Below are 16,829 nucleotides of genomic sequence, written 5' to 3' on the forward strand. Positions count from 1 at the left end.
GGGGCGTGGTGCGCCTTCCCTGCCATTTTTTACGTCCGCGAATACCAGTACATGCCGTCGTCGCGCAGCTCGCGTCTCACTTCGCCGCGATACATCAGGTAGTTCAGGCACGCGAGGCTCTCGCCGGTTGCGAGGCTCATCTGGCCGAGATCGTCCTCGCCGATGCGCCGCGCGAACAGCGCACCGAACACATCCACGGCGCGGCGCGGTTCGGCGAGCGTGGCGCGTAGGCGCGCGAGGCTCTTGTCCTGACCCTGGCGCAAGCGTTCGATGCGCGCGTGCAGCCCGTAAAAGCAGTCGTTATGGGAGGGGAGCACGAGCACGTCGTCTGGCACTTCGCGTTGCAGCTTGTCGAACGAGGCGTACCACTGGGCCATCGGGTCCGCGTCGGGCTCGATCGGATAGACCGAAACGTTCGAGGAGATGCGTGGCAGCACCTGGTCGCCCGAAATGAATAGCTTCAGCGCCGGGCAGTAGAGACACGCGTGTTCCGGCGAATGCCCCATGCCGACGATCACGTGCCAGTCGTGCGCGCCGATGCGCACGATCTCGCCGTCCTGCAGGCGCCGGAAACTTTCCGGCAGCGCATGGATATGCTGGCCGAAGCGGCCGAAGCGCGCGCGATAGACATCGATGGCGGACTCGCTCCAGCCTGCGCGGCGATAGAAGTCGAGCGCGTCGGCGGGCGCTTCGCGGCCCGTGTCGGCAGCGGCCACGCGGCAGTTGAAGTACTCGGTGCGCGTCATCCAGAGCCGGCAGTCGAACGCGCGCGTGAGCCAGCCGGCCATGCCCACATGATCCGGGTGCATGTGCGTGACGAGCACGCGCGTCACGCGGGACGCCGTGCGCGCCTCGCCGCCTTGCGGGAGAATCGTGCGCCACACAGCCGTGGCTGCATCGGTGCGGGCGCCCGTATCGATAACGGCGCAACCTTCGGCCTCGTCGATGAGCCACACGTTGATGTGATCGAGCGCCCAGGGCAGCGGCATACGCAGCCAGCGCACGCCCGGCGCGATCTCGAGGGTCGAGCCGGGCGCGGGCGGCTCCGGGTAGGGATAGGACAGCGCTGATCGCGCGCTAATGGACGCGGCCTCGGGCGTGCCGTCGGGGATGGCTTCGGTACGTTCAGTCATGCTTCAGGGCGCAAAGAGAAATGGGGGCGCAAACTTTCGCGTGCCGAACGCAGGATAGCGCGGACCCGGGGTGCCCCGCCCACGTCCTTTTGAGGGGGCAGAGCGCGCGACGCCAATCACCGCGGCACTGCACGCCTGTTTACTTTTGTTTCTGCTTGTTGCTTCTCGTTGCCGCCTGTTTCCCTTTGTTGCCGGATGACGACGCCCAATCGCGTAGCATCGCCACTCAACGTCGATATTTATTGCGCCGCAACAAAATGATGCCTACACTGACCAATGTCTGCCGGCTGCCTCGACGCTTTCGCAAAGGAGGGCGTGACATGACGACTCGATCAAACACATTGCATGCATCTCTGAAGCTGCACGTCTTCGAACAGGAAGGTGGATGGCATTGGGGCATCACCATCCCCCGCAGCGCGGGTAGCGGCTTCAAGATCATCGCGTACAGCGAAACAACTTTCAACGGCGAGAGCGAAGCGCTGCGCGACGGCAGCCGCGCGCTCGAAAATCTTCCGGAAGACGCGGCACTCGCGTTCGCACCCTGATACGGCGTGCATCCACGATAAGCCCGTTCACGAAGCCTCTTTACGACACATACAGTAGATGAACTTCTGCGTCGCGCCACCCGGCGTGTGATGCTCTTCGCGTTCCTGTTTGAGCAACGTGAAAGGCGCGCCAAATTCGGCGTGCAACGCATCGGCGCTGTAGCGCATGACGGGGAGCCCGCTGCAATGGTCAGGGCCGTCCTCGGCGAAGGTCGCCACGATCACGATGCCGCCCGGTTTTACGGCGCGCAGCACGGCGTTCACATAGGCTTCCCGGTCTTCGTGGCTCGTCAGGAAATGAAACACCGCGCGGTCGTGCCACACGTCGTAAGCCCGCACGGGCAGCTCGATTTGCGTGATGTCTCCTACGATCCACGAGACGCGGCTCGCGCGTTCGGCCAGCCGTGTTTCGAGGCGCATACGGGCGGCGGCGAGTGCGGCGTCGGAAAGGTCCAGCACCGTGACGTTGCGATAGTCGTCCGCCACGAGGTCGTCGACCAGCGTCGAGGCCCCGCCGCCCACGTCGATGATGGCGGCGTCCTTCGACAGACCCGCCTGACGAATGAGCGCCACCGACTGGAGCGCATGCTCCTGAAACCAGCTTACGTGGGTCGGCGTCTTTGTCGTGTAGACGCGATTCCAATGATCCTGCGACTGCATAAAACCTCCTGCTCGATTATTCGCAAAGCGCGAGGTCCGACAGCGTCTGCGGGCCGGCAAGGTTGCCGCACAGATTTGCACCGTGAGGCCTTCGGGCGTGACCGGCCGCGCTCTCACATATTGTCGCTGAAGAAAGGTCTGAGCGGGGTTCGGGGCGCAGCGCGCGCAAATCGCGAAGTGGATGTGAGGGCAGCCGAGCCGACGCGATGGCCGCTTGCGGCGCGTTTTTCGAGCGCTGAGTTTGATGTTATAAACGAGCCATTTTGATAAGAAAAGTTATCTTATCTGTCTGGTTTGATAGCGCACCTGGCGCACCGAGCGGTCTTGCGGAAAGCTGTTAGCTTGCACGTCGCGTTTTTCGCGCAACGTGCAAGCGGATTTAGAGGGCAGGGCGTGCGAAACCGGTATCAGACAACGCCTGTCGCACGCTTTGTGCCTTACCCCAGTTTATTCGCCTGCTCCTTCGCAAGCAGGCGTTGAGCCTGTCGATCTCCGCGGTTGGCTTCTTGCGCGGTCTGCACCGACGTTTCGGTGGCTTCGGCCAATGCAGCACGTGCGGCATTGCTGATCTTGACGGCATACGAAGCAGACGGTGCCGAAGCCTGTGTCGTCGTCGTACTGGACTGCGCTTGCGTCTTGCTGGCAGGTTGCGTAGCGGCAGTCGCCTGCTGGTTCTGCGTGCCGGTATTCGCTGCTGTCGCAACGGCGGGTTGGCTAGAAACTGCCTGGATTGTCATCTGAAGGTCTCCAAAAGAGAGAGAAAAAACCGTGAACTGCGCCCGGTTTATCGGAGCACCTTCCAAATTCTTAAGAAGTATTTATTTTCTGAAAACGAATCAACTTAAGGCTCGCATAAGCTGCGGTTCGATTCGCAGCAACGCCATTCATAATGTCCGATGATTTGTATTAAAAGCTGATCCGGTCCGAGTTTCCTGAAGCCCCGCGCCACGGCGCGTCTGGCGATCAAAGCCGTTGATGACATCTTCTGGAATAAAAGCGACTTTTATTCAGCTTAAAAGGGGCACAGCTTTGGCGTCGAGAAAATATGGTTCCACGTCAAAAATATGGCTTGGATAAGGAACTCATCAGAATACAAAGCTAGCATCCAGAAAGTCTTTCAAGTTTCCCCTGGAAATCCATCTTGCTGCCACTCGCGAATAACGTCACTCACGACAACTGGTCCACATGGATCCTCCAGCAGCGTCATGGCGATGACCGCGCCCATAAGCGTACTGTCCGTGCCGAGATCACAAGATACGCAGACCGTGTGCTGGATGATGTCCGCCTTCGTCCTGGCATGACTTTGGCCGACATCGGGACGGGTGATGGTCTCGTCGGGTTTCGCGCGATTGAACGGGCCGGCGCCGCGATCCGGGTGCTCATGACCGATATTTCGGCTCCGCTGCTGCGACACACGGAAGAGAGCGCCCAAAGTCTGGGGGTGAGAGAGCAGTGTGCATTCGTACTCGGCAGCGCCGAGCATCTGGAAGGCATCGCCAATGAAACTGTCGATGCCGCCACAATGCGCGCGGTTCTGGCGTATGTGGAAGACAAGCCCGCCGCAATGCGAGAGGTCTACCGCATCCTCAAACCAGGTGGCCGCTTCGCCATCGCAGAGCCGATCTTGCGTGACGAAGCGCTCGAGGTTTGCATGCTCAAGAAACTGGTCGATGCCCGAGCATTCAACACGGAAGATCCGTTCTTTCCCTTGCTGCTTCGGTGCCGGGCGGCGCAGTTCCCCGACACGGAGGAGAAGGCGCGCTCGCTGTCTATCACGAATTACGGTGAGCGCGACCTCGTGCGCTTCGCGATCGACGCGGGCTTCACCGACATTCGTCTCGAATTGCACATCGACGTGCGGACTGAAGACAGCCTGCCTTGGGAAACGTTTCTTCGCACCTCGCCTCACCCGTTGGCGCCCAGTCTGGAAGAGGTCTTCGAAAAGGAATTTACCCGCGATGAGCGCGCGTATCTGGAAGTCAGGATGCGGGCGATTTTCGAAAGCGGTACGCAACTTGGCGCGGAGCGCGTCGCCTATTTGACGGCGAAGCGGCCGTAGAAATTGGACGCGAAGACCTGCTTAAGGATTGCATAAGCGTTAACCCTGCAGAATGCGCCGCATGCCTGACGCAACGCTACCAACGTGTGGTGTTTGCTTCCAGGTCCATGCTCGCGCATTCATGTTGCGCGGGATTGGCTCAAGGAGTGCATTTTGTCCAGCCCGCAGTCTCGCGCGATGTATCCGCGCGTCTTTCACTTCAACATCACGACGAGCGCGCGTGCCACGCTCGCCGCCTTATGCACGGCGCTGCTTGCCGGTTGCGCAAGCTACAAGGCGCAGCCATTGGCTACGGGTCCTTCGTTGACGACGCAGGATGCGCTCGCACGGGTGCAGATCGACCCGGCAAAAATGCCGTTGCCCGAGCTTGCGGCACATCGCTTCGATCCCTCGAACGGCTTCGACATCGAAGACGTCGCGATGCTGGCAGTCGCCAACAATCCCGACCTGAAACTTTCGCGTGACGATCTCGGCATTGCGCAAGCGCAGGCGTTTTCGGCAGGACTCCTGCCGGATCCTCAGGTAAGCATTTCGAGCGACTATCCCGGCGCGGTTGGGTTGTCGCGCGCGTTCAGCTACGGCCTGAGCATGGACGTGATGGCGATTGTCACCCGTGGCGCGAACACGAAGTCCGCCAACGCCACGGTTCGAAAGACCGACCTCGGTCTGCTCTGGCAGGAGTGGCAGGTCGTGGCGCAGGCGAAGCAACTCTACGTGAAAGCGCGCTTTCAGGATGAGGTGTTGCCGCTGCTCGAACAGCAGACGGCGCTGGCCCGCACGCGTTACGAACGCACCGCGCACGCGGCAAGCGAGCACAACGTGACGGCGGACAGCGTCACTGCGTCGCTCACCGCGTACGAAGACGCCCGCAAGCAATACACCGACATGCAACGCGCACGCGAGCAGACGCACCATGACCTCAATACGCTGCTCGGCCTCGCGCCCGACACGACGCTTGCGCTCACAGGCGACACGGCGGTCACGCCGATGCCCGATGGCACGCTCGACGCCGCCGTTGCGAAGCTGGCGCAGCGCCGACCCGATCTGATCGCGCTGCAGGCAGGCTACGAGGCGCAGGAGCAGAAGTACCGCGCCGCGATCCTCAACCAGTTCCCAAGTCTTTCGGTGGGCTTTACGCGGCAGCGCGACACTTCGGAAATCTACACGAGTGGCTTCGCGATCAACCTCACGCTGCCCGTCTTCAATCGCAATCGCGGCAATATCGCCATCGAGCAGGCCACGCGAAAGCGTCTCGCCGACGAATACCAGACACGGCTGAACGCGGCTTACGCCGATATCACCCACCTGCGTGCCGACAGCGCGATCGCCGCGCATCAACTCGATCAGGATGATGCTGCGCTGCCGGCGCTCGAGCGTGCCGCCGGGCAGGCGCGCGACGCCTACGCGGCGCACAACATCGTGCTTGGCCAGTACATCGATGCGCAAACCGCGGCGCTCGCGCGTCGCATCGATGCCGCCACCGCGCGCGAAGCGCTAGCGGAGCAGCGCATTGGCCTCCAGGCGCTGCTCGGCAGCGCCATTCCCGATCCGGATCAGACTCCGCCCGCGCGAGGCGCCACTGCTGAAAGCGCACCTTCCCACAATATCGTTGCACGTTGATCTTCATGACTGAGCACCGCTTTCTTTCCGGCACGCGCACGCGTGTCGCCGTCTGCGCACTGGGCGCTGCGGCCGCACTCGCCGCTGGCACAGCGCTTTTCGCACCGCATGCAGCGCACGCAGACGACGCCGGCGCATCGGACAGCACGCCTGCACCGTCTGCCGCCGTACAGGTCGTGCGCGTGATGCGCCAGCCCATTGCCCAGACCGTTGTCGCGTATGGCTCGGTTGCGTCCGCAGCCTCGAACGCAACGTCCATCAGCCTGCCGTATCTCGCACGCGTTACGCGCGTGCTCGTCCAGCCCGGCCAGACCGTAGCGCAGGGCGCTGCGCTCTTCGTCGTGCAAGCCGATCCGAACGCGGTGATCGCCTATACGCAGGCACAAAGCGCAGCGACGCTCGCGCGTGGCGAACTCGCGCGCACCGGTTCGCTCTTTCACGACGGTCTTGCCACGCAATCGCAGCTCGCCGCGGCGCAAAAGGCGCTCGATGACGCACAGCAGGCGCTTGCTGCGCAACAAGCGACGGGCGTTGCGCCGGGTTCGAAAACCGTCACGGCGCCAGTGGCCGGCGTCATCGCGCAGCTTGCCGCGGTGCCGGGCGACCGGATCCAGGCGGGCACGGCGCTCGCCCAGCTCGTTGCATCCAATGGCTCTGCGGGCAATGCCGCGAACATTTCGCTGGGCGTCGAACCCGCCGACGCGCTCGCACTGCACGCCGGAGATCGCGTCGTGCTGCGCCCGCTGGCCGCGTCGCTCGGTTCGCAGCGTGCGCAAGGGCGCATCGTGCTCGTCGGCGCCGCTATCGACGCGCAGAACCAGCTCGTGAACGTGAGTGCGAACGTGCCGCTCGTGGGCACCGCGTTCCTGCCAGGAACGCGCGTGCGGGCCGACATCGACACGCAGCCCGGTACGTGGTGGAACGTGCCGCGCGCCGCGGTGCTCCAGGACGCGAAGGGCAGCTATGTGTATCAAGTCGCGCCGAACAACAAGGCGCACCGCGTCGATGTGACGGTGAAGGTCGAGCATGGCGATACGTACGGCGTGGATGGCGCGCTCGACGCCTCGCGACCGCTCGTCGACGTTGGCAACTACGAACTCGAAGACGGCATGGCCGTGCGCGTGGCGCGAGGCGGCGCGCGATGACGTTCAGCCAGTGGATGCAGCGCCATCGACGTTCGCTGCTGTTCGTGATCGCGCTTGCCGCGCTCGCCGGTGCGCTCACGGCGTTGCGTCTGCCGATCTCGCTCTTTCCGAACGTTTCCTTTCCGCGCGCCGTGATCTCGCTCGATGCGGGCGACCGTCCGGCCGAACAGATGGCGACGCTCGTCACCATGCCGGTGGAAGAAGCGTTGCGGCGCGTGCCGAACGTGCGCGACGTCGAATCCCGCACGAGCCGGGGGGCGGCGGAGATCTCCCTCAATTTCGACTGGGGCACCGACATGGCGCAAGCGACGTTGCAGGCGCAGTCGGCCATTGCCGAGATCCTCGCGACGCTGCCGCCCGGTACCACCATGCAGGTGCGCCGCATGGACCCGACGGTATTTCCGGTGCTCGCGTATAGCCTGACGTCGTCGCGCTTGTCGCTCTCGCAGCTCTACGACCTCGCCCAGTTCCAGTTGCGTCCGCTGCTTTCCTCCGTTGCCGGCGTGGCGCGCGTGGACGTAACGGGTGGGGCGCGAGACGAGCTCGAAGTTGCCGTCGATCCCGCGCGCCTCGCAGCGTACAAGCTTTCGGTCGCCGATGTCTCGCGCGCGATCGGCGCGGGTAACGTGCTGATGGCCACCGGGCGCATCGAGGACCACGACAAGCTCTTTCTCGTCGTGGCGAATTCGGCTTTCAGCGGGCTCGATACGTTGAAAAACGTGGTCGTTTCGTCCGCGGGCGCGACGCAGATCCGCCTGGGCGACGTGGCCACCGTCACACAGGGGACTGTGCCGCAATGGATCCGCGTGACCGCCGACGGTCAGGACGCGGTGCTCATCAACGTCTACCAGCAGCCCGGCGCGAACAGTGTGGCGATGGCCCAGGCGATACGCGCGCGCCTGAAGGACTTTGGCCCGCAAATGCCGCAAGGCGTGACGCTCGCGAACTGGTACGACCAGAGCGAACTCGTCATCGCCTCCGCCACCAGCGTGCGTGATGCCATCATGATTGGCGTGGTGCTCGCGGCGCTTACGCTCTTCGTCTTTCTGCGCAACACGAAGATCACGCTCATCGCCGTGGCGCTCGTGCCCATCGTGATGGCCGCGACCATTCTGCTGCTCGACGTGTTCGGCATGGGCTTCAACATCATGACGCTCGGCGGGATGGCAGCGGCGGTGGGCCTCGTGATCGACGATGCCATCGTGATGATCGAGCACATCGCGCGGCGTATGCGCGAAGCGGGCGCACATGCGTTTCATGGCCGCGTGATGAGCGCGGCGCTCGAATTCACGCGGCCGCTCGCCGGCTCTTCCGCGGCGACGCTTATTATCTTCGTGCCGCTCGCGTTTCTTTCGGGGGTAACGGGGGCGTTCTTCAAGGCGCTCTCCGTGACGATGGCGAGCGCGCTCTTTATTTCGTTCCTCGTCACGTGGCTTGCTATCCCGATTCTCTGCGACCGCTGGCTCACGCCGAAAGACGCCGAGGAGCATCGCGAAACGCGCTTCGCCGCATGGCTCAACCGCACTTATGCGCGGCTCGTCTCGCGCGTGAGCGCGCGGCCCCTGTGGGTGCTCGCGCTCGTCGTTCCGCTTGCGCTGCTTTCGGCGCTCGCGTTCACGCGGGTCGGTAGCGGCTTCATGCCGTCGATGGACGAGGGCGGTTTCGTGCTCGACTATCACACCCAGCCGGGCACGTCGATCACGGAAACCGATCGCCTGATGCAGCAAATCGAAGCGATCATTCGCGCGAACCCTAATGTGGCGACATATTCACGCCGTACCGGCGCCGGACTCGGCGGCGACCTGAACGAGCCGAACAAGGGCGACTTCTTTGTGCGGCTGAAGTCGGGCAAGCGCGAGCCGATCGACACGGTGATGGAGGAGATCCGTTCGCAGATCGAAACAAAAGTGCCCGGTGTGAGCGTCGAGCTTGCGCAGTTGATGGAGGACCTGATCGGCGACCTCACGGCGGTACCGCAGCCCGTACAGATCAAGATCTATTCGGACGACTCGCATGTGCTCGACACCACCGCCCAACGTGTGGCGGCACGCATCGGCAAGATTAGCGGCATCGTCGACGTGAACGACGGCATCAATCCCGCCGGGGACGCCATCGACCTGCGCTTGCGCCCCGACGCCGCGGCCGCCGAGGGCATGGACCCGCAGGCAATCGCGCAACAGGTCTCGGACCTGCTGGACGGCAACGTGGCCACGCAGTTCCAGAACGGCCCGAAGACGGTCGGCGTGCGCGTGCGTGCGCAAGGCGCGCTGCAAATGACGGATACCGAACTCGCGCGCCTGCCGTTACGCGCGCCCGACGGGCACGTGTTCGCGCTCTCACGCGTTGCCGACCCGGTGCACGTGAGCGGCCAACCCGAGATCAGCCGCGATAACCTCAAGCGCATGGTGGCGGTGACGGCGCGTATCGACGGGCGTGACCTCGGATCGACCATCGCCGACGTGCAGCGTGCGCTCGCCGATCCCGCGCTCCTGCCAACGGGCGTCTATTACGAACTTGGGGGCTTGTATCAGCAACAGCAGATTGCCTTCAAGGGATTGCTCGCGGTGTTCGGCGCGGCAGTGGCGCTAGTGTTCGGCCTGCTGCTGTTCCTCTACGAGCGCTTTCGCGTGGCGCTTGCGGTGATGGCAATGCCGCTGCTCGCCACGGGCGCCGTTTTTATCGGGCTATGGGTGACGGGCATCGAGCTCAACATCTCCGCGATGATGGGCATGACGATGATCGTCGGCATCGTGACGGAGGTCGCGATCTTCTATGTTTCCGAGTTCCAGGGGCTCGTACGCGACGAAGGCATGCCGCTTGAGGAGGCGTTGCAGGCCGCTGGCCGCAATCGCCTGCGGCCCATCGCGATGACGACCATCGCAGCCATTCTGGCGCTGCTGCCGCTTGCCTTCGCGATCGGCCAGGGTTCCGCAATGCAGCAACCGCTCGCCGTCGCGATCATCTCGGGCTTGATCGTGCAGATGCCGCTCGTTCTGCTGGTGCTGCCTGTGCTGCTACGTCTCCTGCTTCGCGTAAAGGGGGCAGGTGAGTGATGGCTGGCGCAAAACGAAGAGGTGTGCAAATGATTTGCATCCACCGCAGTAACAGATTCGAAAGAAAAATCTTTGAAATAGTCGTTGACTCGGCTCACGCGTCGTCACTAGAATTCGCGTGTTTCCACGAAAGGGGCATATGCCTTGGACAGTTGTAGTAGTCGACCTTCGAATCGTTTTTCTGCCTGACCGGCACGACGCCCGCCTGGATTCTTCCTTAGCCGCCGTCCTGCCAGCAGGCAGACGGTGCGCGCCGCAGTAGCTTCCGCAGTTTTCCCGCGCATCCCTTCGATTGGCCGCCGTCGTTGACGCGCGTGCTGTCACGCACGTTCGTCAACGCGACCCGATGCGTCGAGCCATTGGCTCGCGCCGCCGCTCGTTCACGCCGTTTTCGCGCGCGCAATTGCGTGCCGGATCCAGCGTGCGGTTAAACACGTCCGTCAAACATGAACCGGACCCAAATGAAAAAGGAGCTCACGATGCCCGACCCTGAGCCTAAACCCTGCACATCTCGCCTTGCGTTCTCGCAGAACGCGGGCCGCTTCGCCTGACATCTGGCCGCATACGTTCCTCCCACACGCCCGGGCATTTCGCCCCGCGTGAAGCGAAACGAAGGCACGCCTGATCGATGGCGCCACGTTTCAAGCATCTGGAGGAATCACCATGCACTTCGCTCTCCTCGTTTCGCAGCTCCCGCACGTCGAAGAAGCGCGCACGCACTACAACGGCATGCTCGCGCTCGATGCGCGTTCGCACGCAACGACCGGCGTAGTCGCTGCCATCTGGACGGCGCTCAAACAGCTCGCTCGCTGACACGGCCTGGCGTGGCCGGCTGTCTGCCTACTGCATCAATACCGGCAGGTGGCAGGGCAGTGCCACGCCTCAATCATCGATTTCAAGCAGCACTGCTAAGGAATAACTAGAAATGTCTACCACTCCCGCAAACATCACGCAACGTCGGAGTGCCGTGCTCGACGACGCGCACGTGGGCGATATCAAGGGCGCCCTCGGCACCATTGCGCACCACGATACCGCCCCGCGCAGCAACTGGATGGCGCGCCTGCGCACGCTGCTGGCCATTCTCGGCCCCGGTCTCATCGTCATGGTCGGCGATAACGACGCCGGCGCCTTCGGCACCTATACGCAGGCCGGGCAGAACTACGGCACGTCGCTGCTCTGGACGCTCGCGCTGCTGATCCCGGTTCTCTACGTGAACCAGGAAATGGTCCTGCGCCTGGGCGCTGTGACCGGCGTCGGCCACGCCCGCCTCATCTTCGAACGCTTCGGCAAGTTTTGGGGTGCCTTCAGCGTCATCGATCTTTTCCTGCTCAATGCGCTCACCATCGTCACCGAGTTCATCGGCATTACGTTTGCGCTCGACTTTCTCGGCGTCTCGAAGGTGCTCGGCGTTTGCATCGCCGCGGTTCTGACGATGGCGGCGGTCAGTACGGGCGACTTCCGGCGCTTCGAACGCTTCGCGATCGTGCTGTGCCTGTTGAGCCTCCTGCTGATCCCGGTGCTCGTTTCAATTCACCCGCCTGTGGGCGTCATCGCGCGTGACTTTTTCGTGCCGACCTGGCCGGCGAATTCGAAGCTCTCCGACGTGATGCTGCTCGTGATCGGCATCGTCGGCACGACCGTCGCGCCGTGGCAGCTGTTCTTTCAGCAGAGCTACGTGATCGACAAGCGCATCACGCCGCGCTTCATGAAGTACGAAAAGGCGGACCTCTGGATCGGCATCGCGTTCGTGATCGTCGGCGCTGTGGCGATGATGGCCTTCACCGCCGCGCTCTTCGACGGCAAGCCCGAGTTCGGCAACTTCACCGACGCGGGTGGCGTGATTGCCGGCCTGCACAAATACGTTGGACAGACGTCGGCCACGATCTTCGCCGTGGCGCTGCTCGACGCATCGATCATTGGCGCCGCCGCGGTCTCGCTCTCGACGGCCTATGCGGTTGGCGACGTCTTCAAGGTCAAGCACTCGCTGCACCGCAGCGTGCTCGACGCAAAGGGCTTCTACCTCGTCTACTTCGGCATCATCGCGCTCGCGGCTGCCCTCGTGCTGATTCCCGGCAGCCCGCTTGGCCTTTTGACCGAGGCTGTGCAGACGCTGGCTGGCGTGCTGCTGCCGAGCGCAACGGTGTTCCTGTTGCTGCTGTGCAATGACAAGGCGGTGCTTGGCCCGTGGGTGAATTCGAAGAAGCTGAACGTGTTCACGGGTGCAGTGATTGCCGTGCTCGTCGTGCTGTCGATCATCCTGACGGCGGCCACCGTGTTTCCGGACATCAGCGGCGCGGCGATCGTCAAGATTCTCGTGGGCGGATGTGGAATTGCCGTGGCGGTGTACGCCGCGGTGGAACTCTCGCGCAAGTCGCGCGGCGCGGACGTCACCCAGAATGCGCTGCCGCTCAACAAGCCAGCCCTCAAGGAGTTGCGCAACACGTGGCGCATGGCGCCGCTCGAAGACCTGCCGGCGCCGCAGCACCTGACGTTGTCGACACGCGTGTGGATGGGTGTGCTGCGCACCTATCTCGTCGTCGCAGTGGGTCTCGTCATCGTGAAGGTCGTGCAGATGGCCATTCACTAAGGCGGATCGGGGTGGGTGCATGCCTGCCCCTTTTTTGCACGCCCGCTGGCTGGAGCAGGGTTCAGGCACAGTGGAGCAGGGGAGCGAACCTGCGCTGATCTGGACGGCCGGACCTTGCCGGGGCACTGCGGGCTAGTGCAGCAGGAGTCGATGATGAAAAAGCACATTCTCTCGATATCCGTAGTTTCAGCCCTGGTCCTCGCCGTCGCTATCCTCGTCGCCGATCAGAACTGTCAGGTATCCACAATGAACGCCATGCAGGCCGCTGCGGACGCGTTTTCCGAAAACGCAATGCCGAATGGCAGAGCATCCCACTGTCTTGTCTATGGGAAATACTGCCTCAGTAACGCGTTACGCAGCCGATAATCGATGCGCAGCGCGACACGTCCGAATCAAGCGCGTTTGAAGACGTAGCGTTGCGAAGTCGTTTCCGCCGTATCGATTTCTCTTATCGGCGGCTGGCTCTGCAAGCTGCTCAGCCAGCCTCCCACATTGCGCCGATGAATCGCGCAAAGCCTTGTCCAGCTTGGCGCTGCGCGGCTCATCGCGAGCCGCGGGCGTGCCTTGCGCACGCTTTCTTGCCCGCCGAACGCCTCTTGCCTGCCGTTAACCCGATGTAGTTTTCCGTTATCCCCGTTTCTATCTTGGCGAAAAAACATTTCGTGCAGCATGACAGGAGGAGACGGCGATGAGCGGCAATGCAAGCGTAGGTGAGGGTGGTTATCAAGGGACGAGAACGGCAATCGATGGCAAGCCGACTCTCGGCGCAATCTTGCGCGCCGGCATTGCCGGCGGCTTGACTGGCGCAGTCATCATATGGATTTACGAGGCGCTCATCTGGGTTGGGGCGCAGCATCTCATGCCGCTTGCGGGCATTCCCCGCAATGCGACAGGCCTCGTATTCGGCAAGGGCGTACAGGATTCGCTCGGCATCTGGGCGTACTTCCTTGGGACTGCCATCCATTTCTCCTTCGCCATTGCGTGGGGCGTGCTGTTCGCCGCAATCTGGCCGTATTTCCGCCGCCGCGGCTATGAGGCCACCTTCGTCGCGCTCTTTTACGCGATCCTGGCCTGGATCGTCATGCATGTGGCGATCAGCATCGCGTCCGACAACCATCCCAATTACTACGACCCGGTCGTCATCATCGGCGGTTTCATGTCGCACTTCTGCTTCACGGTGCCGCTCGCACTTGTGGTGAAGCGCATGCTCGCGACCGACCGCGCACGCTGACGCCTTCAGGTCAGCGCCAAACTATCAAGAAGTCAACAACAGGGGAAAGTGACGATGTCGTTAAATAGAGGAATCCTTAGCTTATCGGTGATAACCGCCGCTGTCATCGCCAGTACACCGGCGATGGCGCAATCGTCGGTGACGCTCTACGGCGTGCTGGACGTGTTCGCCGGATACCAGAACACGAAAGTCGACGGCAAGACCACGTCGCTCGCCGTGCTCGGCAACAACGGCTTGATGACGAGCCGGTGGGGCTTGCGCGGCACGGAGGACATCGGCGGTGGTTACCGCGTGAACTTCGCGCTCGAGAGCGGCTTCGATCCGGGTACGGGCAAGTTGCAGAACAGCTATCGTTTCTTCGATCGCCAGGCGTGGGTCGGTCTGGGCGGTGGGTTCGGCGAGGTGCGCTTCGGGCGGCAGAACACCCCGATGTTCACCTGGAGCGGCAATATGGACGCCTTCAGCGCGGCGACCTACGCCTCGGGCTACAACAACTTTGCGAACTGGCTGGCACGCGTCGACAACGACATTGCATGGATCTCGCCCAAGTTCGTCGGAACCCAGGTCGAACTGCATTATTCGGTGGGCGGCCAGCCGGGCACGCTCGCGGGCAATGCCGTCTATCAAGCCGGCGTGCAGACCACCCAGGGCCCGGTTTATCTCGCGCTCGCCTATTTGAATGCGGCGAATGCGACCGCCTCGAACCGTGTGCAGGAATTCATGGCGGGCGGCAATCTCGACTACGGGTGGGGGCGCATCTACGTCGGTTATTTCCGCGCCAACGACGTCATTTCCGCGACCACCGGCAATGCGCTCAGCAACCCGGCGGGCAAATACGACCCGACAGTGGGGCCGGTTGGCAATACGGCAGGCGACTGGCACAGCACGTATTCGCTTTCGGCCGACTACCGGTTCACGCCGTTCTTGAGCGTGGGCGCCGGCGCTGCCTACACCAAGGACAGCACGCATCTCGGCAACGACGCCCTGCAATATGGGGCAATCGTTAACTACGACCTCTCGAAGGGGACGCGGCTATACGGCACGATTTCTGAATTGAAGAACTACGGCACTGCGCAGTTCAAGATGGCGGGCGCCAGCATTACGACGGGTTCGTTCCTTACGCCGGGACCCGGCCAGAGCGAATTCGGCGTTCAGGTCGGCATCCGGCATCTGTTCTAGCATTTGAGAAAACGCAAGAAGCCAATGCTTAACGCATGAAACTCCACGCCATCACTTCGTAGCCATTGGACATTGGACTACGATCAAGAATGCAAGGACGATGTCGTCGCTATTTCGAATCCGCTCACGGTGGCTCACCGTGAATCGAAATATGCAAACCTTGCAGGGGACGACGGACTCGCCGCGCGCCCACGGACCGAAAGGAGGGCGCCCGGCGATCCGGCGCATTTCCGGTTGTCGATGGAGGAACCATGAAAGCACTGGTCTATAACGGCCCGGGCAAGTTCGCACTCGAAACGCGGCCAATGCCCGCCTTGCAGGGACCCGGCGACGCCGTCGTCAAGATCTCGAAGACGACGATCTGCGGCACCGATCTCCACATTCTCAAAGGCGACGTGCCGAGTTGCGAGCCGGGCCGCATTCTCGGCCACGAAGGCGTGGGCGTCGTCCATGAAATCGGCAGTGGCGTCTCGACGCTGAAAGTCGGCGATCACGTGCTCGTCTCGTGCATCTCGAGCTGCGGGCAGTGCGAGTACTGCCGGCGCGGGATGTATTCGCACTGCAAAACGGGCGGCTGGATTCTCGGTAATCGCATCGACGGCACGCAGGCCGAATATGTGCGTACTCCGCACGCGCAAACGAGCCTGTACCGGATTCCCGACGGCCTCGACGAGGCCGCGCTCGTGATGCTCTCGGACATCTTGCCGACGGGCTTCGAATGCGGCGTGCTCAACGGCAAAGTCGAGCCCGGCAGCACGGTTGCCATTGTCGGCTCGGGTCCGATCGGGTTGGCCGCGCTCCTGACTGCGCAGTTCTATTCGCCCGCGCAGATCATCATGATCGATATGGACCCCAACCGTCTGGAATGCGCGAAGAAATTCGGCGCGACGGCGTGCGTCGATCCGCGCGCGGGCGACGCCGTGGATGCGGTGATGAAGCTCACGGATGGCGTAGGCGTCGATTGCGCCATGGAGGCCGTTGGCGTGCCGGCGACGTTCGAACTGTGCCAGCAGATCGTGGCGCCGGGCGGCGTGATTGCGAACATCGGCGTGCATGGCGTGCCGGCGTCGCTTTTCCTCGACAAGCTCTGGGACCGCAACGTGGCGATCACGACGCGTCTCGTCGACACGGTGAGCACGCCCATGCTGCTCAAGACCGTGCGCGCCGGACGGATCGATCCGAACCGGCTGATCACGCATCGGTTTGCGTTTGACGACATGGCCAAGGCGTATGAGACGTTTTCGCAGGCGGCCAGCACGCAGGCGTTGAAGGTCATCGTCGAGATGTAATGCGGTGGATTTAGATGTTCGCGAACATCATATGTCATGGCCAGATACAGATGTCCGCTTCCCGGCCAAGTTCAAATGTCCGGGTTTAGCAGGTTCAGGATTCGTCTTTCATGCGTCTGAAGCCTGTACGGTATCGAAGGACGGATCCTGAGCGGGAAGGGTGTCTGCGTCAGTTCCACTGCTGCCTGCAGACCGCCGGCCAGGTTTTTGGGGCGATTGCTGCACCTGTCTACGCTGGGCAAGATCCGTGATCGCCTGCTCGACATCCGCCTGCGTGAACTCGCGTTGTTTCTTCTTGCCCGGTTCGTGTTCGTTGCGCCTGGTTCGG

At 62.6% G+C, this 16,829-nt stretch carries 13 protein-coding genes and 1 pseudogene; 10 read left to right on the forward strand and 4 right to left on the reverse strand.

Annotated features, from left to right (window positions below):
- Nucleotides 1–29: 29 nt before the first annotated feature.
- Nucleotides 30–1,133, reverse strand: coding sequence for an MBL fold metallo-hydrolase (locus E1N52_RS28290; RefSeq protein WP_133186111.1), 1,104 nt, complete (start codon nt 1,131–1,133; stop codon nt 30–32).
- Nucleotides 1,134–1,453: 320 nt separating this feature from the next.
- Here E1N52_RS28290 and E1N52_RS28295 point away from each other — a divergent pair, with 320 nt between their 5' ends.
- Nucleotides 1,454–1,678 (forward strand): hypothetical protein, encoded by a 225-nt coding sequence (locus tag E1N52_RS28295; protein WP_133186113.1) that lies wholly within the window; start codon nt 1,454–1,456, stop codon nt 1,676–1,678.
- A gap of 27 nt (nt 1,679–1,705) precedes the next feature.
- Here the strand turns inward: E1N52_RS28295 and E1N52_RS28300 are convergent, their stop codons facing one another.
- A complete protein-coding gene (locus E1N52_RS28300; protein ID WP_133186115.1) occupies nt 1,706–2,338 on the reverse strand; it encodes a class I SAM-dependent methyltransferase in 633 nt (210 codons plus the stop codon).
- 437 nt (nt 2,339–2,775) lie between these two features.
- Nucleotides 2,776–3,075 carry a hypothetical protein gene (locus E1N52_RS28305; RefSeq protein WP_133186117.1) on the reverse strand — a complete coding sequence of 100 codons (300 nt, stop codon included), beginning with the start codon at nt 3,073–3,075 and terminating at the stop codon, nt 2,776–2,778.
- Between the two features lie 404 nt (nt 3,076–3,479).
- On the opposite strand from E1N52_RS28305, the gene E1N52_RS28310 reads away from it, so the two are divergent.
- The 9 genes from E1N52_RS28310 to E1N52_RS28345 all read left to right on the forward strand — a co-directional run bounded on the left by E1N52_RS28310 (nt 3,480) and on the right by E1N52_RS28345 (nt 16,501).
- Nucleotides 3,480–4,397 (forward strand): class I SAM-dependent methyltransferase, encoded by a 918-nt coding sequence (locus E1N52_RS28310; RefSeq protein ID WP_165979460.1) that lies wholly within the window; start codon nt 3,480–3,482, stop codon nt 4,395–4,397.
- A 153-nt stretch (nt 4,398–4,550) separates the two neighbouring features.
- Complete coding sequence (locus tag E1N52_RS28315; RefSeq protein ID WP_246089243.1) at nt 4,551–6,017, forward strand: TolC family protein; 1,467 nt, start codon at nt 4,551–4,553, stop codon at nt 6,015–6,017.
- Between the two features lie 5 nt (nt 6,018–6,022).
- A complete protein-coding gene (locus E1N52_RS28320) occupies nt 6,023–7,162 on the forward strand; it encodes an efflux RND transporter periplasmic adaptor subunit (RefSeq protein ID WP_133186121.1) in 1,140 nt (379 codons plus the stop codon).
- The gene (locus E1N52_RS28325) at nt 7,159–10,215 is read left to right on the forward strand and encodes an efflux RND transporter permease subunit (RefSeq protein ID WP_133186123.1); all 3,057 of its coding nucleotides are present in this window, start codon (nt 7,159–7,161) and stop codon (nt 10,213–10,215) included. Before E1N52_RS28320 ends, E1N52_RS28325 begins: the two co-directional genes overlap by 4 nt.
- 663 nt (nt 10,216–10,878) lie before the next feature.
- A complete protein-coding gene (locus tag E1N52_RS44200) occupies nt 10,879–11,028 on the forward strand; it encodes a hypothetical protein (protein ID WP_165979461.1) in 150 nt (49 codons plus the stop codon).
- A gap of 112 nt (nt 11,029–11,140) precedes the next feature.
- Nucleotides 11,141–12,802, forward strand: a complete 1,662-nt coding sequence (locus E1N52_RS28330) for an Nramp family divalent metal transporter (RefSeq protein WP_133186125.1) — start codon at nt 11,141–11,143, stop codon at nt 12,800–12,802.
- A 688-nt stretch (nt 12,803–13,490) separates the two neighbouring features.
- On the forward strand, nt 13,491–14,033 hold the full coding sequence (locus tag E1N52_RS28335; protein WP_133186127.1) for a hypothetical protein: 543 nt from the start codon (nt 13,491–13,493) through the stop codon (nt 14,031–14,033).
- Nucleotides 14,034–14,120: 87 nt separating this feature from the next.
- Nucleotides 14,121–15,212 (forward strand): porin, encoded by a 1,092-nt coding sequence (locus E1N52_RS28340; protein WP_165979462.1) that lies wholly within the window; start codon nt 14,121–14,123, stop codon nt 15,210–15,212.
- Nucleotides 15,213–15,463: 251 nt separating this feature from the next.
- Nucleotides 15,464–16,501: a zinc-dependent alcohol dehydrogenase family protein gene (locus E1N52_RS28345; RefSeq protein WP_133186131.1), complete on the forward strand. Its 1,038-nt coding sequence runs from the start codon at nt 15,464–15,466 to the stop codon at nt 16,499–16,501.
- A gap of 108 nt (nt 16,502–16,609) precedes the next feature.
- Here the strand turns inward: E1N52_RS28345 and E1N52_RS44600 are convergent.
- Nucleotides 16,610–16,829 (reverse strand): annotated as a pseudogene (locus E1N52_RS44600) (ISNCY family transposase); the annotation flags it as partial.

The organism is Paraburkholderia guartelaensis, from assembly GCF_004353905.1.
GTDB classification, from domain to species: Bacteria; Pseudomonadota; Gammaproteobacteria; order Burkholderiales; family Burkholderiaceae; genus Paraburkholderia; species Paraburkholderia guartelaensis.

Excerpts from the sequence above, each read along its gene's own strand:
- E1N52_RS28290 (WP_133186111.1), bottom strand. The coding sequence starts at position 1,133 with ATGACTGAACGTACCGAAGCCATCCCCGACGGCACGCCCGAGGCCGCG.
- E1N52_RS28295 (WP_133186113.1), top strand. The coding sequence starts at position 1,454 with ATGACGACTCGATCAAACACATTGCATGCATCTCTGAAGCTGCACGTC.
- E1N52_RS28300 (WP_133186115.1), bottom strand. The coding sequence starts at position 2,338 with ATGCAGTCGCAGGATCATTGGAATCGCGTCTACACGACAAAGACGCCG.
- E1N52_RS28305 (WP_133186117.1), bottom strand. The coding sequence starts at position 3,075 with ATGACAATCCAGGCAGTTTCTAGCCAACCCGCCGTTGCGACAGCAGCG.
- E1N52_RS28320 (WP_133186121.1), top strand. The coding sequence starts at position 6,023 with ATGACTGAGCACCGCTTTCTTTCCGGCACGCGCACGCGTGTCGCCGTC.
- E1N52_RS28325 (WP_133186123.1), top strand. The coding sequence starts at position 7,159 with ATGACGTTCAGCCAGTGGATGCAGCGCCATCGACGTTCGCTGCTGTTC.
- E1N52_RS44200 (WP_165979461.1), top strand. The coding sequence starts at position 10,879 with ATGCACTTCGCTCTCCTCGTTTCGCAGCTCCCGCACGTCGAAGAAGCG.
- E1N52_RS28330 (WP_133186125.1), top strand. The coding sequence starts at position 11,141 with ATGTCTACCACTCCCGCAAACATCACGCAACGTCGGAGTGCCGTGCTC.
- E1N52_RS28335 (WP_133186127.1), top strand. The coding sequence starts at position 13,491 with ATGAGCGGCAATGCAAGCGTAGGTGAGGGTGGTTATCAAGGGACGAGA.
- E1N52_RS28345 (WP_133186131.1), top strand. The coding sequence starts at position 15,464 with ATGAAAGCACTGGTCTATAACGGCCCGGGCAAGTTCGCACTCGAAACG.